General features: G+C 45.3%; 24 protein-coding genes, 2 tRNA genes and 2 pseudogenes. 18 read left to right on the top strand and 10 right to left on the bottom strand.

Features of this window, described 5'->3' with window-relative positions:
* The first annotated feature begins 28 nt into the window (after nt 1-28).
* From phoU to MKX59_RS19115, 6 genes are all read left to right on the top strand, one after another.
* Nucleotides 29-688, top strand: a complete 660-nt coding sequence (phoU, locus tag MKX59_RS19140; RefSeq protein WP_023987923.1) for a phosphate signaling complex protein PhoU — start codon at nt 29-31, stop codon at nt 686-688.
* A gap of 177 nt (nt 689-865) precedes the next feature.
* The gene (gene polA, locus MKX59_RS19135) at nt 866-3,520 is read left to right on the top strand and encodes a DNA polymerase I (RefSeq protein WP_053325101.1); all 2,655 of its coding nucleotides are present in this window, start codon (nt 866-868) and stop codon (nt 3,518-3,520) included.
* A gap of 71 nt (nt 3,521-3,591) precedes the next feature.
* Nucleotides 3,592-4,422, top strand: a complete 831-nt coding sequence (gene mutM, locus MKX59_RS19130) for a DNA-formamidopyrimidine glycosylase (protein ID WP_023987925.1) — start codon at nt 3,592-3,594, stop codon at nt 4,420-4,422.
* 111 nt (nt 4,423-4,533) lie between these two features.
* Entirely contained in the window at nt 4,534-5,325 is a 792-nt protein-coding gene (locus MKX59_RS19125; protein ID WP_075154009.1) for an MntP/YtaF family protein, read from the top strand.
* An 11-nt stretch (nt 5,326-5,336) separates the two neighbouring features.
* On the top strand, nt 5,337-5,933 hold the full coding sequence (coaE, locus tag MKX59_RS19120; RefSeq protein WP_023987927.1) for a dephospho-CoA kinase: 597 nt from the start codon (nt 5,337-5,339) through the stop codon (nt 5,931-5,933).
* Nucleotides 5,930-6,493, top strand: coding sequence for a lytic transglycosylase domain-containing protein (locus MKX59_RS19115; RefSeq protein WP_023987928.1), 564 nt, complete (start codon nt 5,930-5,932; stop codon nt 6,491-6,493). Before coaE ends, MKX59_RS19115 begins: the two co-directional genes overlap by 4 nt.
* 119 nt (nt 6,494-6,612) lie before the next feature.
* On the opposite strand, the gene MKX59_RS19110 is transcribed toward MKX59_RS19115, so the two are convergent.
* A complete protein-coding gene (locus MKX59_RS19110; protein ID WP_013309613.1) occupies nt 6,613-6,837 on the bottom strand; it encodes an alpha/beta-type small acid-soluble spore protein in 225 nt (74 codons plus the stop codon).
* 105 nt (nt 6,838-6,942) lie between these two features.
* Between MKX59_RS19110 and nrdR the strand changes: the two genes are divergently transcribed.
* The 3 genes from nrdR to MKX59_RS19095 all read left to right on the top strand — a co-directional run bounded on the left by nrdR (nt 6,943) and on the right by MKX59_RS19095 (nt 7,701).
* Nucleotides 6,943-7,410 carry a transcriptional regulator NrdR gene (gene nrdR, locus MKX59_RS19105; protein ID WP_013309614.1) on the top strand — a complete coding sequence of 156 codons (468 nt, stop codon included), beginning with the start codon at nt 6,943-6,945 and terminating at the stop codon, nt 7,408-7,410.
* A gap of 130 nt (nt 7,411-7,540) precedes the next feature.
* A tRNA-Ala gene (locus MKX59_RS19100) sits at nt 7,541-7,616 on the top strand.
* Nucleotides 7,617-7,628: 12 nt separating this feature from the next.
* Nucleotides 7,629-7,701, top strand: a tRNA-Lys gene (locus MKX59_RS19095).
* A gap of 144 nt (nt 7,702-7,845) precedes the next feature.
* Here the strand turns inward: MKX59_RS19095 and MKX59_RS19090 are convergent.
* The 3 genes from MKX59_RS19090 to MKX59_RS19080 are packed head-to-tail and all read right to left on the bottom strand — an operon-like array spanning nt 7,846 to nt 10,270.
* Nucleotides 7,846-8,850 carry an alpha/beta hydrolase family protein gene (locus MKX59_RS19090; protein WP_076264321.1) on the bottom strand — a complete coding sequence of 335 codons (1,005 nt, stop codon included), beginning with the start codon at nt 8,848-8,850 and terminating at the stop codon, nt 7,846-7,848.
* Entirely contained in the window at nt 8,847-9,497 is a 651-nt protein-coding gene (locus tag MKX59_RS19085; RefSeq protein WP_104411499.1) for a GNAT family N-acetyltransferase, read from the bottom strand. Before MKX59_RS19085 ends, MKX59_RS19090 begins: the two co-directional genes overlap by 4 nt.
* A gap of 17 nt (nt 9,498-9,514) precedes the next feature.
* Nucleotides 9,515-10,270 carry a helix-turn-helix domain-containing protein gene (locus MKX59_RS19080; RefSeq protein ID WP_023987931.1) on the bottom strand — a complete coding sequence of 252 codons (756 nt, stop codon included), beginning with the start codon at nt 10,268-10,270 and terminating at the stop codon, nt 9,515-9,517.
* Between the two features lie 229 nt (nt 10,271-10,499).
* Here MKX59_RS19080 and MKX59_RS19075 point away from each other — a divergent pair, with 229 nt between their 5' ends.
* Nucleotides 10,500-11,378: a radical SAM/SPASM domain-containing protein gene (locus tag MKX59_RS19075; protein ID WP_025719701.1), complete on the top strand. Its 879-nt coding sequence runs from the start codon at nt 10,500-10,502 to the stop codon at nt 11,376-11,378.
* A 143-nt stretch (nt 11,379-11,521) separates the two neighbouring features.
* Here MKX59_RS19075 and MKX59_RS19070 read toward each other — a convergent pair whose 3' ends face one another.
* Nucleotides 11,522-12,088, bottom strand: a complete 567-nt coding sequence (locus MKX59_RS19070) for a TetR/AcrR family transcriptional regulator (RefSeq protein WP_023987933.1) — start codon at nt 12,086-12,088, stop codon at nt 11,522-11,524.
* Nucleotides 12,089-12,284: 196 nt separating this feature from the next.
* On the opposite strand from MKX59_RS19070, the gene lpdA reads away from it, so the two are divergent.
* The 3 genes from lpdA to MKX59_RS19055 all read left to right on the top strand — a co-directional run bounded on the left by lpdA (nt 12,285) and on the right by MKX59_RS19055 (nt 17,815).
* Nucleotides 12,285-13,670 carry a dihydrolipoyl dehydrogenase gene (gene lpdA / locus MKX59_RS19065; RefSeq protein WP_023987934.1) on the top strand — a complete coding sequence of 462 codons (1,386 nt, stop codon included), beginning with the start codon at nt 12,285-12,287 and terminating at the stop codon, nt 13,668-13,670.
* A gap of 121 nt (nt 13,671-13,791) precedes the next feature.
* Nucleotides 13,792-15,774 carry an AraC family transcriptional regulator gene (locus tag MKX59_RS19060; RefSeq protein ID WP_034095007.1) on the top strand — a complete coding sequence of 661 codons (1,983 nt, stop codon included), beginning with the start codon at nt 13,792-13,794 and terminating at the stop codon, nt 15,772-15,774.
* Between the two features lie 346 nt (nt 15,775-16,120).
* Nucleotides 16,121-17,815: a methyl-accepting chemotaxis protein gene (locus MKX59_RS19055; protein ID WP_023987936.1), complete on the top strand. Its 1,695-nt coding sequence runs from the start codon at nt 16,121-16,123 to the stop codon at nt 17,813-17,815.
* 92 nt (nt 17,816-17,907) lie between these two features.
* Here the strand turns inward: MKX59_RS19055 and MKX59_RS19050 are convergent, their stop codons facing one another.
* The 3 genes from MKX59_RS19050 to MKX59_RS19040 all read right to left on the bottom strand — a co-directional run bounded on the left by MKX59_RS19050 (nt 17,908) and on the right by MKX59_RS19040 (nt 19,972).
* Nucleotides 17,908-18,318 carry a DUF4183 domain-containing protein gene (locus tag MKX59_RS19050; protein ID WP_023987937.1) on the bottom strand — a complete coding sequence of 137 codons (411 nt, stop codon included), beginning with the start codon at nt 18,316-18,318 and terminating at the stop codon, nt 17,908-17,910.
* A 90-nt stretch (nt 18,319-18,408) separates the two neighbouring features.
* Nucleotides 18,409-19,221, bottom strand: coding sequence for a DNA alkylation repair protein (locus MKX59_RS19045; protein ID WP_023987938.1), 813 nt, complete (start codon nt 19,219-19,221; stop codon nt 18,409-18,411).
* A gap of 76 nt (nt 19,222-19,297) precedes the next feature.
* The gene (locus MKX59_RS19040; RefSeq protein ID WP_023987939.1) at nt 19,298-19,972 is read right to left on the bottom strand and encodes a Crp/Fnr family transcriptional regulator; all 675 of its coding nucleotides are present in this window, start codon (nt 19,970-19,972) and stop codon (nt 19,298-19,300) included.
* Between the two features lie 205 nt (nt 19,973-20,177).
* On the opposite strand from MKX59_RS19040, the gene MKX59_RS19035 reads away from it, so the two are divergent.
* A complete protein-coding gene (locus MKX59_RS19035; protein WP_340858711.1) occupies nt 20,178-21,260 on the top strand; it encodes an ankyrin repeat domain-containing protein in 1,083 nt (360 codons plus the stop codon).
* Between the two features lie 89 nt (nt 21,261-21,349).
* Here MKX59_RS19035 and MKX59_RS19030 read toward each other — a convergent pair.
* A pseudogene (locus MKX59_RS19030) lies at nt 21,350-21,595 on the bottom strand (LysR substrate-binding domain-containing protein); the annotation flags it as partial.
* A gap of 2 nt (nt 21,596-21,597) precedes the next feature.
* On the opposite strand from MKX59_RS19030, the pseudogene MKX59_RS19025 reads away from it, so the two are divergent.
* The 4 genes and pseudogenes from MKX59_RS19025 to MKX59_RS19010 all read left to right on the top strand — a co-directional run.
* Nucleotides 21,598-21,812 (top strand): annotated as a pseudogene (locus MKX59_RS19025) (methyltransferase); the annotation flags it as partial.
* A gap of 350 nt (nt 21,813-22,162) precedes the next feature.
* A complete protein-coding gene (locus MKX59_RS19020) occupies nt 22,163-22,909 on the top strand; it encodes a DeoR/GlpR family DNA-binding transcription regulator (protein ID WP_023987941.1) in 747 nt (248 codons plus the stop codon).
* 2 nt (nt 22,910-22,911) lie between these two features.
* Nucleotides 22,912-23,823 carry a 1-phosphofructokinase gene (gene pfkB, locus MKX59_RS19015; RefSeq protein WP_023987942.1) on the top strand — a complete coding sequence of 304 codons (912 nt, stop codon included), beginning with the start codon at nt 22,912-22,914 and terminating at the stop codon, nt 23,821-23,823.
* A gap of 67 nt (nt 23,824-23,890) precedes the next feature.
* Entirely contained in the window at nt 23,891-25,819 is a 1,929-nt protein-coding gene (locus tag MKX59_RS19010; RefSeq protein WP_340858710.1) for a PTS fructose transporter subunit IIABC, read from the top strand.
* A gap of 161 nt (nt 25,820-25,980) precedes the next feature.
* On the opposite strand, the gene MKX59_RS19005 is transcribed toward MKX59_RS19010, so the two are convergent.
* Nucleotides 25,981-26,856 carry a LysR family transcriptional regulator gene (locus tag MKX59_RS19005; RefSeq protein ID WP_338533437.1) on the bottom strand — a complete coding sequence of 292 codons (876 nt, stop codon included), beginning with the start codon at nt 26,854-26,856 and terminating at the stop codon, nt 25,981-25,983.
* Nucleotides 26,857-26,923 lie beyond the last annotated feature (67 nt).

Genomic DNA, 26,923 nt, shown 5'->3' with positions numbered 1-26,923 from the left:
TGAATATGCCAGAAGGGGTGACTTCGAAATGATACGTAGAAAAGGTTTTGATGAAGGGTTAGATGAGCTGAGAGCCGTACTGCGCGAAATGGGTGCACACGTTTCGAAGGCGCTCGATCAGGCCATTGAATGTTTGCAGACCAAAAATATAGAATTGGCTCAGCAGGTGGTCAAAAATGATGCATCCCTCAATACGCTGGAAGAGAATATTCTCGATATGGGTTCCAAGCTCATTATTACCCAGCAACCGGTAGCGAAGGATTTGCGCCGGATCATTGTTGCATTTAAAATTTCCAGTGATCTGGAACGAATGGGCGATTTGGCACTTGATATTGCCAAGGTGACACTTCGTTTGGAAGGGCAGCAGATCATTAAGCCTCTGGTGGATATTCCGCACATGGCTTCCATTGTTAAAGAAATGATAGATGATGCGATCAAATCCTATTTGGATGAAAATACAGATCTGGCCTACAAAATGGCCAAAGAGGATGATCGTGTGGATTCCATGTATAGCCACATGATCAGCGATCTGTACGCCTTTATGGTAGAAAAGCCGGCAGAGGCTTCACAAGCCATGCTGCAACTGCTTGTAGGACGATACATTGAACGAATTGGTGACCATGCTACGAATATCGGTGAAAGTACTGTATATCTCGTGACAGGGGAGAGACCAGATTTGAACCAGTAGAGCTTTCAGGTATATAGCGGTTGTTTCTGACCCAGACTTGTCTTTGAGCAAAAGGCAAATTTGGTTAGGAAGCAGCCGTTTTTTTCTGAAAAAGGAGTCTTGTATGTTAAGATAGGAAGAGGAATGCGTAAAACGTAAGAACGTTACGAATGCATTGATGAACTTGCGAGGTGCTAAATGGATAAACTCATGCTTATAGATGGTAACAGTATCATTTACCGGGCGTTTTTTGCTATGCCACCGTTAACGAATTCGAGCGGGCAGCAGACGAACGCGGTGTACGGATTTACGACGATGTTATTGCGGCTCTTGGAGGAGCACAAACCAACACATATTCTGGTTGCCTTCGATGCCGGCAAAATAACGTTTCGCCATAAAGGATACGAGGATTACAAAGGTGGACGGGAGAAAACACCGCCAGAGCTGTCTCAGCAATTTCCGTTGCTGAAAGAGCTATTGACCGCTTTCGGCATTGCCCAGTTTGAACTGGATGGCTATGAGGCGGACGATATTATAGGCACCCTGTCCAAGACAGCGGACGAAGCCGGTTTTAATGTGCTGGTCGTGACTGGGGACAAGGATATGCTCCAATTGGCCTCAGACCATGTCACAGTCGGCTTGACCCGCAAAGGGGTTACTGAGGTGGAGACGTATGGACCTGAGCAAATTCAGGAACGATATGGCCTGAAGCCGCTGCAAATTATTGATCTTAAGGGTCTGATGGGCGATACGTCGGACAATATTCCTGGTATTCCTGGCGTGGGAGAAAAAACAGCGCTCAAGCTGCTGCATCAATACGGTTCAGTCGAAGAAGTGCTGGCGCACACGAATGAGCTGAAGGGCAAAATGAAAGAACGTGTAGAGACACATGCTGATGATGCGCGAATGAGCAAAGATTTGGCGACCATTTATCGGGATGTAACGTTGGACAAGCAGCTGGAAGATGTGGCCTTCGGCGGGCTGCAAGCAGAAACGGCCGGGCCAGCTCTGGCGAAGCTGGAGTTCAAGTCCTTGCTGGAGCGTTTATCCTTTTCAGGTGAGGTTGGAAGTACTGGGGTAGACGTAGAGGAAGCCGAGGCTGACGTAACAGTGCTGGATGAGCAGCGGATTAGCGAATTGGTAGAAGTGTTGGATCGTGTGGATGTGCTGCATGTTGAGACGCATGGTGATAATCCGCATCATGCTGACATTGTAGGTCTGATATTTGCCGCAACGGGACAGCAATTTTTTATGACACTGGATGCACTGCAAAGCGATGCAGCTACACCTATTCGCGCATGGCTTGCTGACCCTGAACGCAAAAAACGCGGTCATGATCTGCATCGAACGGATTTGGCTTTACACTGGCATGGAATTGAGTTTGCAGGTGCCGAGTTTGATGTGCAACTGGCAGGGTACTTGCTGGACCCAACCGATGCAAACCAGACATTGAGCGGATTGGCAGCCAAATATGGCTTGTCTTCGATCCGTCCAGACGAAGAAGTGTTCGGCAAAGGAGCTAAATATAAAGTCCCTGACGTGGATGTACTGTCCGATCATGTGGCGCGTAAGGCAGCGGTGATTGAAGCTTTGGTGCCTGTGCAGCAGGCGGAGCTGGAAAAAACGGAAATGCACAAGCTGTTTCATGAACTGGAGATGCCGTTGTCCCGCATTTTGGCGGATATGGAGAAGCAGGGCATCTTGGTGAACGTAGAAGAACTGCGCGCTTTGGGGAAAGAATTTGAAGCCCAGATTGCAACGTTGGTGGGTGAAATCTACAGCATTGCCGGAGTAGAGTTCAATCTGAATTCACCTAAACAGCTGGGTGAGATTTTGTTTGATAAACTGGGTTTGCCTGTCATTAAAAAGACGAAAACGGGGTACTCGACCGATGCGGAGGTATTGGAAAAGCTGGCCCCCTATCATGATATTGTGCAAAATATTTTGCAGTACCGCACTATTGCCAAACTCCAATCGACGTATGTCGAAGGATTGCTGAAAGAAATTTCGGAGAAAACGGGTAAGGTGCATACGTATTTCCGGCAGACGGTTGCAGCAACTGGACGCTTGAGCAGTCAATTTCCGAATTTGCAAAACATTCCGATTCGTCTTGAAGAGGGTCGTAAAATCCGCAAAGTGTTTGTTCCGTCCGAACCGGGCTGGTCTATTTTGGCGGCAGACTACTCACAGATTGAGCTGCGGGTGCTAGCTGATATTTCGGATGATGAACGTTTGAAGGAAGCCTTTGTCCACGATATGGACATCCATACCAAGACCGCATCCGATGTGTTTGGTGTAGCAGCGGAAGATGTGGACTCCAACATGCGGCGTTCTGCGAAGGCAGTCAACTTTGGGATTGTCTATGGAATCAGTGATTATGGTCTGTCACAAAATTTGAATATTACGCGGAAGGAAGCGGCTCGCTTTATCGACCAGTATTTTGATGTGTTCCAAGGCGTTCGCCGTTACATGGATGATATTGTGAAGGATGCGAAGCGGGACGGCTACGTAAAAACGCTGTTGGAACGCAGACGCTATTTGCCGGAGATTAACGCCAGCAATTTCAACCTGCGTTCATTCGCTGAGCGTACAGCGATGAATACGCCGATTCAAGGTACCGCTGCCGATATTATCAAGTTGGCGATGGTACAGATGGATAAGGCGCTACGTGAACGTAATCTTCGCAGCAGAATGCTGCTCCAAGTACATGATGAGCTTGTGTTCGAGGTTCCGCCTGAGGAAATGGAGACGATGAAAGAGCTTGTCCCGGCTACCATGGAAGCTGCATTAAAGCTGGCTGTGCCGCTCAAAGCCGAAGTAAGCTATGGAAGCAATTGGTATGAGGCCAAGTAAGATATTTCAATGAGTAGATAGTCCCAATTTGACGCTGCTTCCGTTATAATATAGGGTGAGGTGAAGACATCATGCCGGAATTACCGGAAGTAGAAACAATTAAACGAACGCTAAACGAGCTTATCGTTGATAAACATATAGATCATGTCACCGTGAATTTACCGCGGATCATTCAACGGCCCGATGATATCCATGCTTTTGCGATGGAATTGGCCGATCACCGGATTACAGGGGTGGAGAGACGCGGAAAGTTTCTGCGGATTTTGCTGGACGGGCTGGTGTTGGTCTCCCATCTTCGAATGGAAGGGCGATATGGATTGTATTCGCAACATGATCCTGTGGAAAAGCATACCCATGTCATCTTTCATTTTAAAGATGGTACGGAGCTGCGTTATCAGGATGTGCGCCAGTTTGGCACGATGCACTTATTTCCGGCAGGACAGGATTTGCTGGAAAAGCCGCTGAACAAGCTTGGTTTGGAACCGATGGACGAGGCCTTTACACCCGAAATGCTGCGTGTCGCTGTTGGAACTCGTTCGACTTCGATCAAGGCAGCGCTGTTAAACCAGTCATATGTGGTGGGCATTGGGAATATTTATGTAGATGAATCGTTGTTTAAGGCGGGGATTCATCCAGCACAGCCAGCCAAAAGCCTAACGGATAGCCAATTTCATGTCTTGCATGAAGCTATTGTCTCCACGCTGGGTGCGTCGATTCAGGTTGGAGGCTCGTCCATTAAATCGTTCGTTAATGGACAGGGCAAAACGGGCGACTTCCAGCATCAATTGCAAATCTATGGACGTAACGCGAAGCCTTGCATTAACTGTGGCACATTGATCGAAAAATCTGTCGTAGCCGGACGTGGCACACATCATTGTCCGGTCTGCCAGCCTCTGCGCTAAACAGGCACAGTCACCCCAAGCCCATCCCTCTCATATATTGTTCCAAGTACCAATACTGCGGAGGGTTTCGGTTGTTATAAGGCCCTGCCTTCGCAATGGGAGGGAATTGGAGTGGCTAATCATTGGGGAGCCCTGCTGTTACTGGCATTTGCGCTAAGTTTGGACAGTTTCGGAGTCGGTGTTACATATGGTCTGCGCAAAATGAAAATTCCACTGTTGTCGATTGCTATCATCTCCGTATGTTCAGGTTTGGTGATTGGCATATCCATGCAATTGGGCGCATTACTATCTCGTGTCCTGTCTCCTGTATATACGACCGTTTTCGGCGCTGTCATCCTGATCTGTATCGGCTGTTACTCTTTGTTTCAAGCTCTGCACCGCAAAGAGGATTCGCTAGAGGATTCAGCGGAGGCCTCTCGGGGGCTGCTTCTTACAGAACAGACTGATCCAGTGAGCAGATCTGTTCTTGGAGAGAAGAAGAGTATAGAGGATGCTGATACAGAGGCTTTCCTTAGCTCAAGAAAAGATCTGTCGGCAGAAGCTTCTGTAGAGCAGCAGGAGCGAACGCTATTTTCTCTGGAGTTCCGCAAATGGGGACTTGTTATTCGGATTCTTCGAAGCCCGTCTGCTGCGGATATGGACCGTTCTGGCAGTATATCTGCTACCGAAGCGGTTTGGCTGGGTATTGCATTATCGGTCGATGCGTTCGGAGCGGGATTAGGGGCAGCTATGCTTGGTTTTCAGCCACTGTCTACTGCGCTGGCTATTACGTTATTCAGTGGAACATTTTTGATTGCAGGGATGAAGGCAGGCTTCTTTCTATCAGCATTTCGATTTATGAAGGCGCTGGGTGTATTGCCGGCATTATTACTGATTATGATGGGCATATTGAAGCTGTTATGAGGTGAAAGAGCATGAATATCGGATTAACCGGAGGTATTGCTACCGGAAAAAGCACCGTGTCGGCTCTTTTGGTCGCCAAAGGTGCGCTGCTGATCGACGCAGATGCCATTGCCCGGGAAGTGATGCTTCCGGGGCATCCGGTGCTGGCGGCGGTCATACAGCATTTTGGACAAGCTATAGTGAACAGTGACGGAACCCTGCACCGCAAAAAACTGGGTGAGATTGTATTCGGAGACCCTGCCCAGCGGCAGGCACTTAACGATATTACACATCCTGCTATTCGTGAGGAAATGCGACTGCGTATGGAAGCATATGAACGGGAACAGCCGGACAAGCTTGTTTTGGCAGATATCCCGTTAATGTACGAGTCCGGGCTGGAGAGCTTGTACGAGGAAATTATGGTTGTGTACGTACCACGTGATATTCAGCTCCAGCGTCTGATGCTCAGAGACGGTCTGACGGAGGAACAAGCTGGACTTCGGCTGTCCGCACAAATGGATATTGAACAAAAGAAAAACTTGGCCGATATCGTTATCGATAATAGCGGAACACAGTCTGAGACGAAACGACAAATTGATCAATTTTGGCAGCGGAAGGGACTTGCATGAATATTTTGCGAAAGAAAAGAGTCCTGCTCACTTTGTTTGTCGGGTTTGTCCTGATTCTGTTCCTCAATTCAAATTGGATGTCCTGGTTCTATCCGATTCAATATAAGGATGAGATTCGGCAGTATTCACAAACGTATGAAGTGGACCCATTTTTGGTGGCGTCTATTATCCGCGTAGAAACCAATTTTAAAACCAGTAAGCAATCGCATAAGGGTGCACTGGGGTTGATGCAGATTATGCCGAATACAGCAAATTGGATTATGGACAGCGCCCAGATTCAAAAGGTTCCGCTAGACAGTGTCAAGCACGAGCCTGGTACCAATATAGAGCTGGGAACCTGGTATTTGCATAACCTATCCATGAAGTTTCAGGATAATCCTGTAGCAATCGTAGCTGCTTACAATGCAGGGCCGGGTAAAGTTCAAGAGTGGCTCGATAAGGGAGTGTGGGATGGAAAAGAAGAGTCCATTAAGCAAATCCCTTTTGGTGAGACACGACATTATGTACAGCGGGTCATTTATTACTACAGGCAATACACGAAAATTTATAATGATTTTTAAAAGACAAGTTAATGACATGATGAGCCTTTTCGCTTTAAAATGAAAAAAAGCGCAGGACAGGCTGTTTTTAGCAGCCCGTCCATACACTTTTTCTTGTTATTTCTGCATTATTACCGCGATTATTGGTATTGACCTGCCAATTGTTGTTCGGCGATCGTTACGAGGCGTTTTGTGATGTAGCCCCCGATCGAACCGTTCTCATAGGAAGTCATGTTACCTTGGTATCCATCTTGAGGAATGCTGATACCCAGCTCTTGAGCGATCTCATATTTCATTTGCTCCAGAGCGCCGGAGGATCTGCTGACTACCAGATTGTTGGAGTTGCCATTGTTTCCTTGTGCCATTGTTGTTCACCTCCTCGCGATGTGGTAAACATATTATGATCCGTTTTGACAAAATTATTACTAAAAATCTTCGGGAATTTATTGGAAAAAGAAAGTGGTGAGATTATGAAATGTCCGTATTGTGCCTACAATGGCACAAAAGTGTTGGATTCGCGACCTGCGAATGATAACAAGTCCATCCGTCGCCGCCGTGAATGTGAGCAGTGTGCCAGGCGTTTTACCACCTTTGAAATGGTGGAGGAAACCCCACTCATGGTCATCAAAAAAGACGGCAGCCGTGAAGAGTTTAGTCGTGATAAAATGCTGCGCGGTCTCATTCGAGCCTGTGAGAAGCGCCCAGTATCCGTCGAGCAATTGGATATGATCGTATCCCAGGTGGAGAACGCTATCCGCAACACAGCAGCCACAGAAGTCGATAGTCAGCAGATCGGGGAGCTGGTCATGGAACAGCTTTACCCAGTGGATGAAGTCGCCTACGTACGTTTTGCGTCCGTCTATCGTCAGTTTAAAGACATCAATATGTTTATGAAGGAACTGAAAACATTGTTATCTAAAGATACAGCCAGCGACTGATCGCTGACTGTATCTTTCTTGGGTCAAGGTGGGAAGATGATTATATTTTTTTTATAAAAGTATTGACACAGGAATAAAAATTTTATATGATATAGAAGTCGCTTGAAACGTTGATTAACTTACTTATGATGGGGCCTTAGCTCAGCTGGGAGAGCGCATCGCTGGCAGCGATGAGGTCAGGGGTTCGATCCCCCTAGGCTCCACCAAACTTTTATTATGGACTCTTAGCTCAGTTGGTAGAGCAGTTGACTCTTAATCAATTGGTCCAGGGTTCGAGTCCCTGAGAGTCCATCCTTTTAGAAAAAACGGCAGAGATGCCGTTTTTTTGTTGTTTATAGATCTATTCCCAGTCTAACCGAGAACAGTTATGGGGTTTTCATTAGCATTTTTTCATTAGCATATCAAAAGAAGTATGGCAAAAAAGAACATCATTGTTTAACGCTGACTGACATAATCGGAAAGGGATTTGAGATACTCACCATTCACCAATTTTCTTGGGGCGAATACGGCTGTTAAGAAAGTTAGAGATTTTGAACGCGCGATTTTTTCATCCATCATGGAATGGTCGGCTTCAGGTAAATGAATCACGGACAGCAGTTCTGGAGGTATTTTCTGGCGATAGACTCGCTCGGTATCCTTTACATCAACATTAATATCTTTGCCAGCCAGAACCAAGAGTACAGGAGAATGGAAGTGACTTAATTCTTCGGTGGAATCAGACAGAAAATTTTTGCCTATAAAGCTCCATCTTTCTTTGGAAATCATATCGTCAGGATCGGCTATGCCTAGATATTCTTCATAAGAAGCATGCTTTTTCAGTAACTGTAGAACTTCTTGATCGTAGTTCAATGTCTTTTGAATTTCTTGCGGAGTAGCTCCTTCTTGTTCCATTTCTTTTCTGGTATTAAATTGTCCTTGGGAAATCCAGTTCACGGCAGGCGATACAAGGATGCTGAATGCAATACCATGCTCCTCTTTAACGATCTTCGGAATGACCCATCCTGCTTGACTGGCTCCCCATAGGCCGATTTTTTGCTTATCAATCATCGGTAAGCTTCTTGCCCAGTCTATTGCATATCGGATCTCCTGTGCGCGGTCCTCCATGCTTTGGTCGAGCCAATTGCCAGGAGCGCTGTTAATACCGGGCTTATTCAGTGACAGGGAGGCATAACCCTTGGAAGCGAACTTTTCCCACAGTGGTTTGTATCCATCATCATATGTGTCATTAATAGGACCATCCCCATGGACAAAAACAACCAATCCAACCTTTCCCGAGTAGTTCTTAGGCAAAGCTAATGTACCTGTTAACAGCCCTTTAGGTGTCTTAATTTGTATTTTTTCTTCTGTCATCTTGTAGGAATTTTGATATAGAACAATTAGTATCAAGGCAACAGCCAGAGTTGCCGCAATACCAAAAGTAAGCTTGAATGTTTTTTTCAACGATGCTCTCTCCTCGAATGCAGGTTCTCTTTCCAACTCATCAGATACCATACAGGCTCCTTGAACCAAAAATGCCGTAACCCATTATACTTGGATTGTTCTACTTCAAACGCCAGTTTGTGATACAAACGGATAGCCCCTTGGTTCTTATGCGCTACATGAAGCGTCAATGCATGAAACCCAGATTCAACCGTAAATTGCTGTGCGAAAGCTAGAAGACGGCGCCCTATTCCCTGGTTACGATGACTTGAACGAATTGCCAAATGATCAATGTAACACTCATTTGCAGCGGGGGTATACTCCAGCGCATGCATACCTGTCAAAAATTTAAATACATTGAAGCAACCAAACTGTTTTAGGAGCGGAGCTAAAGAAATGGGATTTGTTTCAGGAAGTGAAGAGGAGGGTGCCTTCCATTTGAGGGAAAGAACACCGACAACATCTTCGTTCTCTTTGGCTACAAATTGTTTCATAGATGAAGAATAAGGATTTTGAACCCAAACCTGCATTAACAACTTCTGTATATCTTGCTCCTCCAGTGTAACAAGAGATTGGAATTTTGCTTTAAACGATTCGACTAAAAGACTGCAAACAGCTTCATGGTCTTGTTTCTGGTATGCGACAATGTCAAAGGATTTTGCACTCATTTAACGCCCTCCAAGATTTATTCTACTTTAACCTGAATTTCGTATTGCAGCTTGTTGTTGTCGAACATCGAAAGATAAGATTTTTCTACTAGAACAATCTTGCTTTGGCAGTTATATTGGTGATGAGCTACATATCGTTCCATTTGTTTAATTTCATAATCAATCTCTGGTTCTTCAATGACGGAAAGATGCTTATAAAGATAGTTGCCCTCTTCCAGAATATAGTCAGCCACATCCGCCGTTTCATAACATAGCTTCGCCTGTCCAGCATCAGACAAGTAATGCAGGTCATTTTCAAATAATCGAGGTGGGGCAGGGCGGTGTTCAAATAGGTTACCGGCAGTGAGCTCTTGACCATTCTCCAATGCAAACCATAGCTTTAAATGACGGGGAGCTAATCGTTTGACCTGATACTCATCGTCCTGCTGGGTCCGATTATTATGTTCTTCTAACACTTTGTGAATAAACTGTTCATGCATCTTCAAGTTAGCTATTTCGGCCTGTACCTTCTGCAACGAATGCTCTAAAAGCTGGTTATAGTCATCGGCAGCATAGGAAGTCATACATTCTTGAATCTGACCGACAGGGACATTTAATTTGCGTAATAATAAAATATGCGAAAGCTGATAAATCTCATGAAGCCCGTACATTCGATATTGATTTTCTTCTGTATGTGATGGATACAGGACTCCCTTTTCTTCAAAATATCGCAGTTGATGTACAGATACATTCATGAGCTGAGCAAGCTGGCTGATCGTAATGTGTTCTTTCAATGACAGGACTCCTTACTGATAGTTGAATAACTCCACTATAAACCTTAGGTCAGACCTAGGGTCAATAGAAAATATCAAATCAAATCTTGGATAGGCGTATGTGTCGAGCATTTGATGCCCACACCAAGGGGGAGACTGGAGAGTTTACCTGTCGGTGATAACCCGTTATAATCATAAGATTAGTGAGCATAAACAAGATGCTCCGGATGAAGGTTAGAATGGGGAAATCATGTTGAAAACTTTTAAAAAGGTATACATTGAGATAACGAGCATTTGCAATCTCGCATGCAGTTTTTGTCCTCAAACACAGCGTGTCAAAAAATTTATTGATCCGGAAGTCTTTCGAAATGTGCTTGATCAGGTCAAACCACATACGGATTACATCTATTTGCATGTAAAAGGAGAGCCGTTGCTCCATCCGAAAATTGATCTTTTGCTGGAAAGTGCTCATGAGAAAGGCTTGAAGGTCAATATAACCACCAATGGTACCTTGCTGCCGAAGACCGGACATAAGCTGCTTGGGCAACCAGCGCTGCGTCAGATGAACTTCTCTCTCCACAGTTTTGACGGGCATGAAGGCTCCGTGGATCGAGAAGGATATTTGGGTAATATTTTCACGTTTGTAAGAGAAGCGGTGAAACACAATGTCATTATTTCGTTCCGTCTCTGGAACTTGACTGAAGATAATTTGACTAATGTGCAGCGTCAGCGCAACCGGGAAACACTTGAACGACTGGAGCAAGAATTTGGACTGGACTATCGGATTGAGGAAAAGGTGATACCAGGCAGTGGGGTCAAAATCGCACCAAACGTTTATTTGAATCAAGACCATGAATTTGAATGGCCGAGCCTCAGTGCCCCCGAAGATGACGGAAAAGGCTTTTGCCATGCACTCCGTAGCCAAGCGGCGGTATTGGTGGATGGAACGGTGGTCCCTTGCTGTCTGGATGGAGAAGGTGTCATTAATTTAGGTAACGTGCATGAGCAATCTTTTTCCGACATTGTGGAAGGGGAGCGTGCAAACCGTCTGTACTTCGGGTTTTCTAAGAGAGAAGCGGTAGAAGAGTTATGCCGAAAATGCGGGTACCGCAAACGATTTGGAACATAACGGAGATTTGGCAGGTGGAGACTTCGAATCTCTGACAAATCGTTACCTCCGTTTTGAGTTTAGATTCTTAGGAAAAATCCGCTAAACATCAAGGATTTCTTGGTGTTTAGCGGATTTTTTGCATACGTAAAACATACTTACATTCAACTATTAACCAGCGCTTTGGCATACTGTTTGCCTGCCGAGAGAAGGCTGTCACTCAGTTTAGGATCATTAACAGAACGTGCAAGCACAAGAGAACCAACCATACTACTGAACAATGCACTGCCCTTGGACTGATCCATTCCCCCCAAATTGGAGATAAACGTAATCATTCTTTCCAGCTCCTGCGTGAATATCTGCCGGATTTCTTCGGAAGAACGGGCTATTTCTACGGAAAGGGCAGGAATAATACAGCCTATTTCTGTTCGGTCACGGTGATGGGTGCTTAAATAGTAATCGATGACAACATTAATTTTAGGATCTTGCTTTTCTTGGTCAACGGCCTCCTGAAGCAGTGCGAGGGTATCACTGACGGCATAGCGACAGGCTTCGGCGACTAGCTGTTCTTTGTTATCAAAGTGTGAATAAAACCCGCCGTGAGTTAATCCTGCCCCTTTCATAATAAAGGGCACACTTACATCTTGAATACCGTTGGCACGGAAAGCTTGGGCAGCACTTTCAACGATCTTACTCCGCACTTTCATCTTATGGCCTTTTGGATAAGGCATTGTAATCACTCCACGGGTTCATAATGCTAACTTCAAAATATTATAATCATCATAATAAAACGTGTCAATTTGTCTTCCTATAACGACAACTTCAGAAAGGCTGATCAAGACTATTGACGCTTTTAAAATATGATGATTATAATATATTATAATCATCATATTTTAAATCATGCCATTTTAACAGGAGGTATTAGTTATGAGCAAGCTTGAATCTGTAGAAACACTGGTCATTGGATCAGGGCCAGGAGGTTATGTGGCAGCATTGCGTTCTTCTCAGCTTGGAATGAAAACGGCGATTGTTGAACGCAGTCAGCTAGGTGGAGTGTGCACGCATGTGGGCTGCATTCCATCCAAAGCTTTGATTGCCGAAGCACATCGCTATGAGATACTCAGGCAGGTAAATCAGGCAGATGTAGCGATGTCATTCGTGAATGCTCAGGCTTTCAAACAGGGGATTGTGAATAAGCAGGCAGGCGGAGTTGGCTTTTTAATGAAAACGGCGGGTGTGAGCATTCTGGAAGGGGAGGCAAGTTTGGTTGATGGGCATACAGCCATCATCAATCAAAATGGAGCGGAACAAACGATATCCTTTAAGTATGCCATATTGGCAACCGGCTCCCGTCCAATCGAGCTGAAAGCATTTCCGTTTGGCGGACGTATTTTGTCCTCTACAGAGGCGCTTTCGCTTCCAGCGGTTCCGTCCAGCCTGATCGTGATAGGTGGTGGATATATTGGCGTTGAGCTTGGACAAATGTATGCCAAATTTGGAACAAAGGTAATGATTCTGGAGGGAGGGGAACGGGTGCTGCCGGGATTTGAGACGGACCTTGTGGCCCCTGTTGTTAAGCAATTGAAAACAGATGGTGCAAGCATCGTAACTGGGGCGATAGCCGAAAAAGTCGTGCAGAATACGGATACTATTACGCTGCATTATTCAAAAGATCAAGAGCAGCATCATGTCACCGCTGAGTTTGTATTAGTTACTGTAGGCAGAAAACCGAATACGGATGGCAGATTAGGATTGGAGCACATTGGCTTGCCACTGACGAGCAGGGGGTTGATCGAGACAGACGAGCAGTGTAGAACGGCTATTCCGCATATTTTTGCCATTGGAGATATTACGGAGGGTCCAGCCCTTGCCCATAAGGCTTCCTATGAAGCGAAGATTGCGGCAGAAGCGATTGCAGGTCAAGCTGCTAAAGTGGATTATAAAGCCATGCCGTTGGTTGTCTTTTCTGAACCAGAGCTGGCTAGTGTTGGCCTAAGTGAAACAGAAGCAAAGGAAAAAGCCTTACCGATTGTCATTGGCAGAGCTTCCTTTGCAATTAACGGCAGAGCATTGGCGCTAAGGGCAGCAGAGGGGTACATCAAAATCGTAGCAAAGCAGGGGTCGGGGATCGTACTGGGGGCGCAAATCGTCGGCGTCGAAGCTTCAACACTCATTTCCGAGCTTGCTCTGGCTATAGAGATGGGAGCAACCGTAGAAGACTTAGCTCTAACCATTCATCCCCATCCTACATTGGGAGAAGTAATCATGGAGGCTGCGGAGAATGCGATCAGAAAAATGGACCGTCCAAAGTAGAGGCTCCGTATGAAATCACTTCATTGCCTGTGAGAATAATTATCAACTATAATATATTATAGTTTGAATATGAGTGTGAGCAGGTACGTGGATGGTTTAGATCGGGGGCTGAACAAAAGCAATGAAGTTGAATGATCACATTTTGCTGTGGAATCATGTTTTTATACAGGTGATGGATGTTCGTCATAAGAAGATCGAAGAAGGGGAGGAGCTACGAACCTATCGACTTCCTGCCAGTGCGTTCTTGTATGCCGTTCGTGGAAACGCACGGGTACGGTTGGATAACAGTATTCACAGGGTAGAGCGTTTCCATGTACTGCATGGCGGAAAAGGAATGTGCCTGAGTATCCTCGCGGAAGAGGTGCTTGAATATTACATCATTTTGTACAAGGCAACGTTGGCCCTGCCTAGCCGCAAAGAGATTGCACAATTGCTGGAAAAGGAAAATCCTTTTCAGAACCAGTATGCTTTCGCACCTCATTACCCACTGCCTCTGTACGATAAAGTGAAGCTGTTGGAGCAAGAATGGCGTGAAGCTTCCGGACTTGGCAAACTGCATGTCAAAGCCTTATTTCAACAATTTGTATATGAGTTGTTGCAGCAGTTGTATCGGCAGGGCATTGAGCCTCTTAAGCCCGACCTGGTATCGCAGGCTGTAGCCTATATTCGTGAGCATTTTAGCCGGCCTATGGCACTTGAGTCCATTGCAGAGGAGCTAGAATGCAGTACCGGACATTTATCCAGGTTGTTCAAAAATAAAATGCATACCAGTCCGATTCATTACTTGGGCCAAGTAAGAGCAGATCGAGCGGCAGAACTGCTAATGCAGACGGACGCCACTTTGCAGGAGATCGCAGAGCGTGTGGGATATCCAGATGCCCATTCTTTAAGTCGCAGCTTCAAGAAATATAAGGGACTATCTCCCGTACGATTCAAAAAGGAACGGGAGCATCATGCTCAGAAGCAAGATCAAGATATGCCCCAAACGATGCTTAAATATGCCCTTCAGCGGACATCTTTCGCACGTTATACTGATATTGATTATCAATATCGGTATAACGCGGAAGGAGATTTGTTTATGCACGGAAGAGTCAAAATAACGGCCATGATGATTATGCTGTGTTTATCATTGATGCTGGGAGCTTGCTCGGCTCCGACGAATACAAATGGAAGCTCGCAAACGAAGGCTAATCATACAGCGACATCATCCAACAGCGATGGACAAGCGGCAGTGCAAGCACAGACAAGAACGGTTAAGACATTAAAAGGCGATGTGGAAGTACCTGCAAACCCGAAACGAGTGGCATCGGATCAGTATATGGGTCATCTTTTGAAGCTGGGGATTATTCCGGTGGGGGTCAGAAGTTTTATGCTGAATGAGGCTTGGATTGATCAATCGGGATATCCCAAAGAGAAATTGGCCGGAATCAAGGATCTCGGTGAATTTCCTATGGATTTGGAGGAACTGACCGTTCTGCAACCGGATTTAATTATCGGTTCAATCGAAAAGAACATCGACAGCTACCAAAAGGTAGGAACGACTGTGTTCCTGCCGTATTGGGAAGGCGAATCTACAGCGGGACCACTGGATAAATTCCGCAGAATTAGCGAAATCTTTGGCAAGCAGAAAGAAGCCGAGCAGTGGATTACTGAATATGAGAAGAAAGCTGCAGAGGCCAGAACGAAAATTCAAGGTATCGTTAAAGAAGGAGAGACGGTTTCAATTGTACAAGTCGCCAATAAATCGATATATGTTTTGGCAGCAAAAGGCGGCAATTACGGAAGTCCGACCATTTATCAGATGCTAAAGCTGCCACCTACCAAAAAGGCATTGAACATGAAAGAAGGATTTGAAAATATTTCGCTTGAGGTTTTACCCGAGCATATGGGAGATCACATCTTTGTATACGGTTCAGAAGATGAAGGGGCTAATCAGATTCTGCATAGTGAGCTATGGAAAGGCCTTCCGGCTGTAAAAAAAGGACAGGTTTATATGTACGGTTCATTCAGCGATAAAGGGGATGAGTTTGTGATGGAAGACCCTTATTCATTGGAGCTTCAATTGGATACCATAGTTAATCTCTTATTAGCCCACAAAAAATAAAGCTGAATACAGCTATAAAAATCGAAAATACGTTACCGATGAAACACTTGATTCATAGACAAAAAAACTGCTAAAACGAGGGTAAACCTCTGTGTTTAGCAGTTTTTTTGTCGTAATTCAACAGAGGCACTCACCTCAGTCGCTTATTGTAGTCGTCACCACGCCATTAATGACTGCCGTTCGCTGCAACGTCCCCGTTTACAAAAAACAGTGACTATTCTCACAAAAAACGACATCTTCCGACACTGGAATGCCATATTATAGTAAGTGTTGATAGGCTATAATCGTAGCAGTGAAAACGGATTGTCACAAAAATTTATTAGAGTCAGGATTGGTGGTTCAAATAATGAAGCTGGCAACAAAATTAACTTGGATGATGCTCATCATACTGCTTCTCGTAGGCTCCTCCATTGGATACTTCGGATATCGTACCGCTTACCATCAAGTGGATGAAGCTGCTGGGATCGAGCTGGTGGGTTGCGCCAATATTACGACTGGCCTTATAGATCCTGCGGATATATCGGCTCTGGTCAGTGGAGATAACAGCAAACTTGCTGCCATTGAAGACCGGATTGGCTGGATTGTAGCACATAAGCCTATTTTTAAGGAGGCTTTTATTATCTCTTTGGATGGAAAAATTTTGGCCGCCGATGCCAACTTTAAGCAAAGAGGCTATCAAGCTGGCGATTCCTTCTATTTTACAGACGAAGACAAAGAAATGATAACTACCATGAAGCATTCAGCATATTCCAAGGTTTATACATATGAAGGAACCTCGCTCAAAACTGGATACGGCCCCATTTATCAGGACCATGATCCCACCAAGCCCATTGTTGCACTGATGGCCATCAATTTTGACGGCTCGTTAATTCAGGAACGGACGTTGGATATTATTGTTCAGCCCTTTATTATTGGCGGCTCCATTTTCATGGTGGCTATCCTTGTTGTTTACCTGTTGATTCGCCATATGGTAAGTCCGCTTACCAAGCTGTCAGCCTCTGTGAACACCATTACCAAGGGCGACCTTACCCATGAACCGCTTCTCTTCAAAAACAAGGATGAAATCGGGACGCTGGCCCGCGACTTCAACGATATGACAATGAACCTGCGCAACCTGATTACCCAGGTCAATGACACCTCTATGCTGGTCGCTTCTTCCTCTCAAGAGCTGTCTGCCAGCGCACAGGCAACGAACCGTGCTGGAGAGCATAGCGTGAATGTTACGATTGAGTTGGCTGATGGGGCGCATACCCAATTGCAAAACCTGGAAGGAAGCTATAAAGCTATTCAGGATATGTCCCGCTTCATCAGCGATATTGCTGGCAATGCGGACATCGCAATGAACAAGGCCGCGGATAATGTCCAGAAAGCACGCCTTGGCCGGGAATCAATGGATTCCACCACCTCCCAAATGGGAGTTGTCAGCGAAAGCATCGGCGATCTCTCAAGCATTATTCATACGCTTGGCAGCCACTCCAAGGAGATTGAGAACATTGTCGGCACCATTGCCAGCATCGCCGAGGAGACCAACTTGCTGTCTTTGAATGCAGCGATAGAAGCTGCGCGCGCCGGAGAAGAAGGTCAGGGCTTTGCCGTTGTCGCTGGCTCTGTCCGCAAATTGGCCGAACGTTCTGCCAATTCTGCCACACAAATCAGCGAACTGATCAGTCTGATTATCGCCCAAATGGACAAGGCAGGAGAAACTATGAAGCGTTCCACGAACGAAATGATGCAGGGCAAGGAGTTGATCATATCAGCCGGGCGCTCCTTCTCCGAGATTGAAGTCTCCATCTCCGACATGTCTTCCCAAAGCGAGCAAATATCAGCCACAGTTCGGGATCTGGCGCTGATCTCTGAAGAGCTCGTTGAAGCCATTCAGAATACCGTAATGGTCTCTAACCATACGGTTAAAGGGGCAGAGTCCCTGTCCGCCTCTTCGGAGCAACAGCTTGCTGCCATGCAAGAAGTGGAATCCTCCGCAGCGCTCCTCTCATCACTGGCCGAGAAGCTTCAGGTGCTTGTAGAGAACTTCAAGATTTAAATATTCGAGGTTCAAAGAGAAATAAACCGCTAAAGACGAGGATAAACCCTGTGTTTGGCGGTTTTTTATAGTAATTTTACGAAGGCATTCTCTCAGTCGCTTATGGTAGTCGTTACTGTGACATTGTTGACAGAGGTTGAGGAAGCACTAGAGTTGAAATTAACAACCTCAACGACTACTGTTGCACCAACAATCAGGCCTGTATTTATAATTAGATTTGTAGCAGAAAGCGTTGTTAAGCCGCCTCGCTGCAACGTCCCATTTACAAATACATTGTAGTATCCGCTACTGGTCGGAACAACAAGACTGTTTGCCGCGACTGAAGTACCACTATCATTTGTGAAATTTTGTGCCGGGATAGTGGTCACTCCACCTAATATATTACCAAGCACGACAATAGCTGTGTAACGATTAACCACTGGAGTGACATTGATACTTGTTGTAATAGCAATGTTTCCAGATACGATACTGTCTGCTTCCAGATAGATTCGAATAATAGACATAGGAATTCCTCCATTCCTAATATTCCAGATAAATATTATAGTTTATGTGAATATTCTAGATATGGATTGGATGGGGGAGGAGTCTTCCAATTATTTCTCTTTGTTCAAGCTTCTTTGGGCCCGGGTTACTATTCGCTTCGTTTCTTTGGTATCCGAAATCATCAGCCATGCATTACAAACTTGAAGAACCCATTCTGGGTTGGTTTTGCTGGCGTCATTCAACCAATTACCAACGGAGTCCTGGACATATTTGGCCGGATCGGACTGAACAGCCTCCAAGAGAGGAAGAGCCAGCTCGGGATGTTCTTTTAGTTCAGGGATGTGCTTGGCCCAAACGCCTTGCGGTCGGGTTAATTCAATGGCAAAACGACGTATGTTAGCATCCTCATCTCGCACCCAACTGTCTAACAGGGCAAGCCCTTCAAGCAGTTGCAAGGATATGGATTCTCTCACGGCCATCCAGGCTATTTCACGTACTCCGAAATGGGAATCGGCTGCAAAGGGGCGAATGCCAGCCAATTTTTCCTTTACACTTAAACGGGGATCAATCCCGATGATGTAGGCAGCCCAGCAGCGAATACTGTCTGAAAGATGGGAGGCCATCGCATCAAAGATGCGAATACGTTCTTCTATCGCTTGTTGCTCAAACACATGAAGCCACGCTCGCGCGATTGCGGGAATCATTTTCATGATCTTCTTTTCCTTCAGCTGATTCAATTCGGTCATGAAGACATCGGATGATCGCTGCAAGCCAAATTCATCAAGAGTATTTTGCAATAGTACAACATGATCGACAGCCAGCCATTCGGTGAGATTCACCGTCTCAAGCCGCCCCTGCTGTAGCAGCTGAAGCACATCATTAGGAATATCTGACCCTTTGCGGGCCCCTTTTCGGTGTAACATTTCATTCACTCCATATCGTAAATTGTCTGATAGGTATACGATACTTTTTTGGGTAGGAGTATAGATGTAATGTAGTTTACAACTTCATTAGCTTTTCGCGATGGATGTAAATCGTCTTAAAGCCGGTTTTAATGACCTTTTCTTTGACAAGCTCCTGAAGAGCAGTTGTTACAGCCTCACGGGTGGCCCCGACCAGATTCGCAATTTCCTGATGGGAGAGAGGAAAATTGATTTTGCAATACTCTTCACGGCTTTGGAGGGCGAACTGATCGGACAATTTCAGAAGAACATACAAAATTTTATCCTGTAAATTTCCCAAAGCTAAATGCTGGGCCAGACTGCTCATTCCTGAGATTCGGTCACTTAACACCTTGATCATGTTCATCATGAACCGGGGATGTTCTATTAAAAAATGCTCGAATCGGTCTTTGTCCATCCGGCAGATATCGCATTCTTCTATCGTTTCTATATACATATCCCTTGTTCCTAGTGAAATCATATCCATTTCACCAAATACATTTCCTTCGCTGAGGATATCCAAAGTAAATTGCTTTCCGTCAGCGTTTAGCTTATACAGACGTACTTTTCCCTTTTTCACAAAATAAAGTCCCTCGGAAAAGGTTTCTGGGGTTTGTATAAAGGTTTTTTTCGCTATAGTCGTAATGGAGGTCATTTGGTCCATTTCAATTAAATCTTCTAATGAGAGACTATGAAGCAAATTAAATTGGGACAGGTATTGAATGCTATTCATATGTTCTCCTTTTCGTTGCACAGGGTATACAGAATCATAATACAATTATAGCTTCTCTGAGGTATTTTGACCTCTATTACTCACTTGTTTGCGCTAGAGTGAATAATGAATTTTGGGGAATCTGTCGGATTTATGTAAAGGGGAGGTTGGTATAAAATAGATATGCATGTTTGATAGTAGATACATAAAGAGCGAGGGAATAACGATGATTAAATTAAAAGATGTAGGCAATTTCGAGGTCCTTCCTGAGAGAGCGATGCATATCGTTCAAGGCAATATATCCGCTTTACGCCAAGCGCTGACCGAAGGCTGGGATATAGAACAAGGGATCGTACTCAGTAAATATACGACATTAAGTCCATTGGATATTACACTCATCACTGAGCAAATGGAAGTCTTGAAGCTACTGGTCGATGAGGGGGTTCAACTTAATGTGAAGGATAATCCCGCATTCCTGACGGCTGTTCGCTATGGTACCGAAGAGATTGTCAGTTATGTGGTCGCCCATGGCGCCAAGCTGGACGGGAAAAATCATGTCAAATCCGGTGCCTATGAGCAAGCTTACTACGGTAACAAAAGCAATATGCTGCTTATCCATGAGTTGGGCCTCGATATGAAGCAGCATGCTGGAGCAACACTCCGCAACGCAGTTAGTAAGCATGACCTGAAAACAGTAGCATTACTATTGGAACATGGCGTAGATATTAATTTCAATGCCCCAAATATGGTATATCCTTATAAAGCCACGCCTTTGACAGTGGCGGCACGCAACAATGATTTTGCGATGGTGAAGTATTTGGTTCAGCAAGGCGCTGATGTGACGCTGGCAGAAAAAGATGGAGAACGGGCATATACAATTGCACTAAGTAATAAAAACGTGGAAATGGCTGAGTATTTAAAGTCCTTAGAGCCTCCAGCATTTCATAATCTGGAAAATAATCGACATGCTTTGAAAAGCTACAAGCTTCCGAAGGATCTTATAGCCTTTCTGACGGGGGATCAGCTCCGTGTGGACCTGTCAGAAAATGATCTTGATATTCAATTTGTTGAGTTCTTCTCATTCATAGATACGGTTGAGATGAAGGTGGGTCGGCAAAAGCTGTTGCGTCTGTCTCTAAAAGTAGATAATTACTCGGATATTATATTGGTGTGGAATCCGAAGCAGAAGTGCCTGGGTTATTATGACGAGGAGCATCAGGAATATGCGGATGTGTGCAGCTTTGCCGAGTTTCTTGCACAGCCGGAAGATTATCTGGAGAAGATTATTGAGGGTGAATATTTATCATAACGAGGTGAGCCATGAATGCGGTATGCACGCAGTCATGGCTCTTGTTATTTTAAAATACAGCGCTAGTGTACACAGATGCCTAATGCTCATCAGGAATGGTTACGTATGAGCTGAATGAGATTTAGGGTAGCGGTAGATAGGGGTTCGTTCTTGCGGGTACAGATGGCGATTGAATTGAGAAGCTGGATGTCTTCTACATATACCCGGCACAGCTCGCCGCGTTCTACATATTCACGCACGACCAGTGAGGACACAAAGTTGGCACCATATCCGGCAATAACCGCGGTAATCGCCTCATGCAGCCCTGTGAAGTTTAGGGTGACTTGGGGGGGCGGGGGCACTTCGCTTCTCGCATCCTGGCACCGTTATTATCGGTGATAATGTTATCCGTGAAGGAGAAGTAATTCAAGCTTATAGCACAGACCCTCGGGTGCAGGGAGTAAGAAAGTTTTATGATATGCTGACTGAAGAATCAAGAATTACAGCTACAGCTATCCAAACCGTGGGAGCAAGGGGTATGACGGTTTCGTCATTGGAATCGTTAAGGGCTGAATGCTAAGCGTCTCGATTGGCTAAACACAAAGGGGATCAGTCCTCGTGTTTAGCTTTTTTCTGAGTAGAGAAGATGGGGACGAATTGTGCGCATAATGGTAAAATAGTACTGATGGAAGCCTTAGAACGTTTTTGAACGTTTACTGCTGAATTCCTATGTAAGAAGAATGAATTTACATAAAAGTAGATGGATTTTCTTTAAAATGTAAACGCAATCATAATGATTGGAGCAGGAATTCACCATTTTGTAAAAAAATGAATTAGAAATGAATTTTTTTGAATCTTTTTGAAGAAAAATGATTGTTTTTTGTCAAGTTTGTGGTACGATATGAACAGTTGGGGGAATGATGATGCTGACGGAAGAAAGATACAAGTTAATAATACAGCGCTTACAAGAATGTGGTGTTGTAAAGTTGCAAGAATTGGCTGATCTGTTGGGAGCTTCTGAGTCAACGATTCGGCGTGATTTGATAGATCTTGAGGGCCGTCAGTTGCTCAAGCGGATTCATGGCGGGGCAACCTTGCTGAATCAGAAAAGTCAGGAACCTGGCATGGAAGAAAAAACATTCAAAAACGTTCAAGAAAAAAATGCAGTGGCCCGTATAGCAGCCAAAGAAATTTTGGATGGCGAATGTATTTATCTGGATGCGGGAACAACAACGATGGCGATGATTCCTTACATTGAAGCTAAAGACGTGACGGTCGTGACGAATGGACTATCCCACGTAGAAGCACTGGTAAGCAAAAGAATCAGAAGCTATCTACTGGGAGGGATGATGAAAATTCATACCAAAGCCGTAATCGGGAGTATTGCCCTACAAAATTTGGACAATTTTCGATTCGACAAGTGCTTTCTAGGAACGAACGGGGTGGATATGGAAATGGGGTATACAACTCCTGATCCTGAAGAGGCGCTGATCAAGCGGCGTGCCCACCAGCTGTCTGGCAAAACGTATGTGTTAGCCGATTCCAGCAAAATTGGAGAAGTAACCTTCGCCAAACTGTTCGAGCTCAAGGAAGCTATACTTATTACCGAATCGATGCCAGAACGGTCACGCCGATCCATCGCTCAGAAAACTAAGATAATCGAGGGATAACAATGATATATACAGTAACGCTGAACCCTTCCATTGATTATATCGTGGAAGTTGATGATTTGAAGCTTGGTGATTTGAACCGGATGAAACGTGATTTAAAACTGCCAGGTGGTAAGGGAATTAATGTATCACGTGTACTGAACCAGTTGGGAGCAGATAGCACGGCGATTGGTTTTCTCGGAGGATTCACAGGCAGGTTTATCGACGATACATTGCGGGAAGAATCCATTAAAACTGATTTTGTAATTATCGAAGATGACACACGGATTAACATTAAGCTCAAGCATGGCGATGAAACGGAAATTAACGGTTTGGGACCTGCGATTCGTGAGCAAGAGGCCGATGCGTTGGTGCAAAAGCTGGCGGGACTCCAGAAAAATGACATTGTCGTCTTGTCGGGAAGTATCCCGCCGTCACTTGGAGGAGACTTCTATGATCGGCTGATTAGCGTATGCCAGCAAACTGGAGCTGAATTCGTCATCGACACCACAGGTGAGGCGCTGATGAAGGCACTGGTTCATAAACCGCTGCTCATCAAGCCGAATCACCATGAGCTGGCTGAGTTGTTTGGCGTAACTATTCATTCAAAGGAGGAGATCGTCACTTACGGTCGTAAGCTGCTGGAAGCAGGTGCAAAAAATGTACTGATTTCCATGGCAGGAGAAGGGGCTTTGTTCATTACGGCAGATGAAGTGTATCACGCAAATGTACCAGCAGGAACGGTGAAAAATTCTGTAGGCGCAGGTGATTCAATGATTGCTGGATTCGTGGGTACGCTGGCTCTTCATGGCGATCCGATCGAAGCATTCCGTGCAGGAGTGGCATCCGGAAGCGCAACTGCGTTCTCCGATGATCTGGCTACTAGAGAGAAGATTGAACAATTACGGCCGCAAGTCACGATTTCAAAACGGTAATCCAGCTGCATCATGAGCTTATTATGCGTGTCTCGACACGCTGATCGAACTTAGGAGAGTGTGAAAAATGAGAATAACAGACCTGATGATTAAAGAAACGATGATCATGGACCTGCAGGCGACGACAAAAGACGAGGCGATTGAGGAGCTCATCGCTCGTCTCGAAGCAAGTGGACGTATTAATGACCGTGCCTTGTTTAAAGAAATGATTTACAAACGCGAAGCAGAATCCAGCACTGGAATTGGCGGCGGCATTGCGATGCCGCATGCCAAGACCAAAGCCGTGAATGAAGCGACCGTCGTTTTCGCCAAAAGCAGTAAAGGCGTAGAATTCGAATCGTTGGATGGTGAGCCGGCGAAAGTATTCTTCATGATTGCGGCTCCAGAGGGAGCAGCAAATACGCATCTTCGCACATTGGCTGCCCTTTCCCGGCTGTTGATTGATACCGATTTTATCGGGAGCCTTATGAAAACGCAAACACCGGATGAAGTATCTATGCTGTTTGATACCAAGCAGGCGGAAGAAGAAGCTGCCAAGAAAGCAAAAGAGGCTAAGAAAGAGGATGCCAAAGCACAGCAAACGCCAGACGTTATCGTTGGCAATCCGAATTCTGACGAATTTGTGGTTGCAGTGACCGCTTGTCCTACAGGCATTGCACACACGTTTATGGCAGAAGATGCTCTCATTAAGAAAGCGAAAGAAATGGGTGTAAATATCCGTGTAGAGACGAACGGCTCGGAAGGCGCACAAAACGTACTGACAGCGGATGAAATTCGCCGTGCCAAAGGTGTAATCGTTGCAGCTGACAAGAAGGTTGAAATGGCCAGATTTGACGGTAAACCTGTATTGCAAAGACCGGTAAGCGACGGTATCCGTAAATCTGAGGAACTGATCCGCAAAGCGCTGAATGGCGATGCCCCAATTTATCGTAGTGAAGGTAAAGGCAGCGCTGATGAGTCGAAAGCGGAGAAGAGCAGCGTGGGCAGCAAAATCTACAAGGATTTAATGAACGGTATTTCTCATATGCTGCCATTCGTTGTAGGCGGGGGGATTTTGTTAGCAATTTCCTTCTTGATTGAACAAGTGGCAGGAGAAGACAATGTATTGTTCCAACTGTTGCAGACAATTGGCGGTGGAACAGGTGCGTTCCACTTCCTGATTCCGATACTGGCCGGATTTATCGCGATGAGCATTGGAGACCGCCCGGCACTGATGCCAGGTATGGTTGGGGGTCTGATGGCTGTAAACTCTAATGCAGGTTTCCTTGGCGGTCTGGCAGCTGGTTTCATGGCTGGTTATGTGGTGATCTTCCTGCGTAAAGCTTTTGCAGGTCTGCCGAAAGCGCTGGATGGTTTAAAACCAATCTTGTTATACCCTGTATTTGGACTCCTAATTTCAGGCGCGATTATGTTCTACCTGTTCGATCCGATTTTCGGTGGTATTAATACGTGGCTTGTCAATGTTCTGAACAATTTGGGAACAGGTAATGCAGTTATTTTGGGTCTGATTCTGGGCGGAATGATGTCGATCGACATGGGTGGACCTTTTAACAAAGCAGCTTACGCATTTTCGATCGGTGTCTTTACTTCCAGTGGTAACACGAACGGAGCTATGATGGCGGCTGTTATGGCAGGTGGTATGGTACCTCCGTTGGCGATCGCATTAGCTTCGACGTTCTTCAAAAATAAGTTTACTGAGCAAGAGCGCAAGTCTGGCTTGACGAACTATGTACTTGGATTGTCCTTCATTACGGAAGGAGCCATTCCATTCGCAGCTGCTGATCCTCTGCGTGTCCTGACCTCTTGTATTGTAGGTTCAGCGATTGCTGGTGGTCTGACGCAGTTCTGGCAAATCAATCTTCCAGCTCCACATGGCGGAATTTTTGTAGCAGCTCTTGCCAATCATGCTTTGTTGTTCTTGCTTGCAGTGGCGATTGGTTCCGTGATTTCCGCGCTCATTCTGGGATTGTGGAAAAAACCGCTCGAAGCGAAATAACGGGTATCACAGGAGTGAAAAAAAAAAGAGGGTCACATTTCCTTAGGCCTTCAAAATAGTAAAGCCGCTAAACACCAGGTTTCTGAGTGTTTGGCGGCTTTTTCTTTATGCAAAGGTGTCGGCTTTGCCTATATAGCTTATTAGTAGTTATTGCATTGGAGCTATAGCCTACAAAGCTCCTTAACCAGCTGTATAAACAGCTTTCGGGCCGAAGACATATACTGCTGGTGATGGTTGTTTTGTAGGAGTCCAATAGGAATATTCGGGTCTGTTAACTGGAGGGGGACGGTGACCAGTTCCTCCTGCATAGGCATTGATGATAGAATCACTCCAACTGAAGGAATCGTTTTTACAAATGTGGGGATCGACGAAATTTGACTGACAGTATAAAAAAACGGCATCGACGGGAAGCGGGAAAGTTCTTTTTCCAGTCGTATATGGTACAAGCAGTTCTTACCTCCGACGATAAGCGGGTACTCGTACAGATCTTCGAGATGAAGCTCACTTTTTACCGCAAAAGGGTGATTACGGGACACAATAAAGGCGATGTGTTCGTGATATATGGGTTCAAAGTGTAAGGAAGGAATCGAGTGAGGTTCCCCAGAGATTGCAAAATCCAGCTTACCGTCCACCAAAGCATTTGCGAGTGCATCCGTGTTTCCAACTGTAAAATGGCACGTAATATTCGGTTTATGCTCTCGAAACTGCTGTAGAACCAAGGGCAGTACGGTAGCCGCCACCGTTTCAATCACACCGATATGAAGCGTGCCAATCTCCTCCTTTTTCAAAGACTTCGCCTGGTCCATTACAAAATTCCAATGCTGAATAAGCCCGTCTATCTCCTCGGCATATAGTTTGCCTGGGGACGTTAACTCCGCATCCCAACCCCTTTTAAAAAGTTGAAATCCCAGCTCTTTCTCTAGCCTCTGGATTTGGCTCGTGACTGTAGACTGAGCGTAGTTTAATTTGGCAGCAGCTTTTGAAAACGTTCCTTCTTCGATTATGGTACGAAATGTAGTTAATTCTTTCAGATCCACGCATGCTCATCTCCATCGGTGAAATTGAATATATTTATGATTATTTTCAATTATACAGATGAAAGTA

Source organism: Paenibacillus sp. FSL R7-0340 (assembly GCF_038002205.1).
Taxonomy (GTDB): domain Bacteria; phylum Bacillota; class Bacilli; order Paenibacillales; family Paenibacillaceae; genus Paenibacillus; species Paenibacillus polymyxa_B.
The sequence above is the reverse complement of the archived record's forward strand: the minus strand, read 5'-3'. Positions and strand labels throughout refer to the sequence as shown.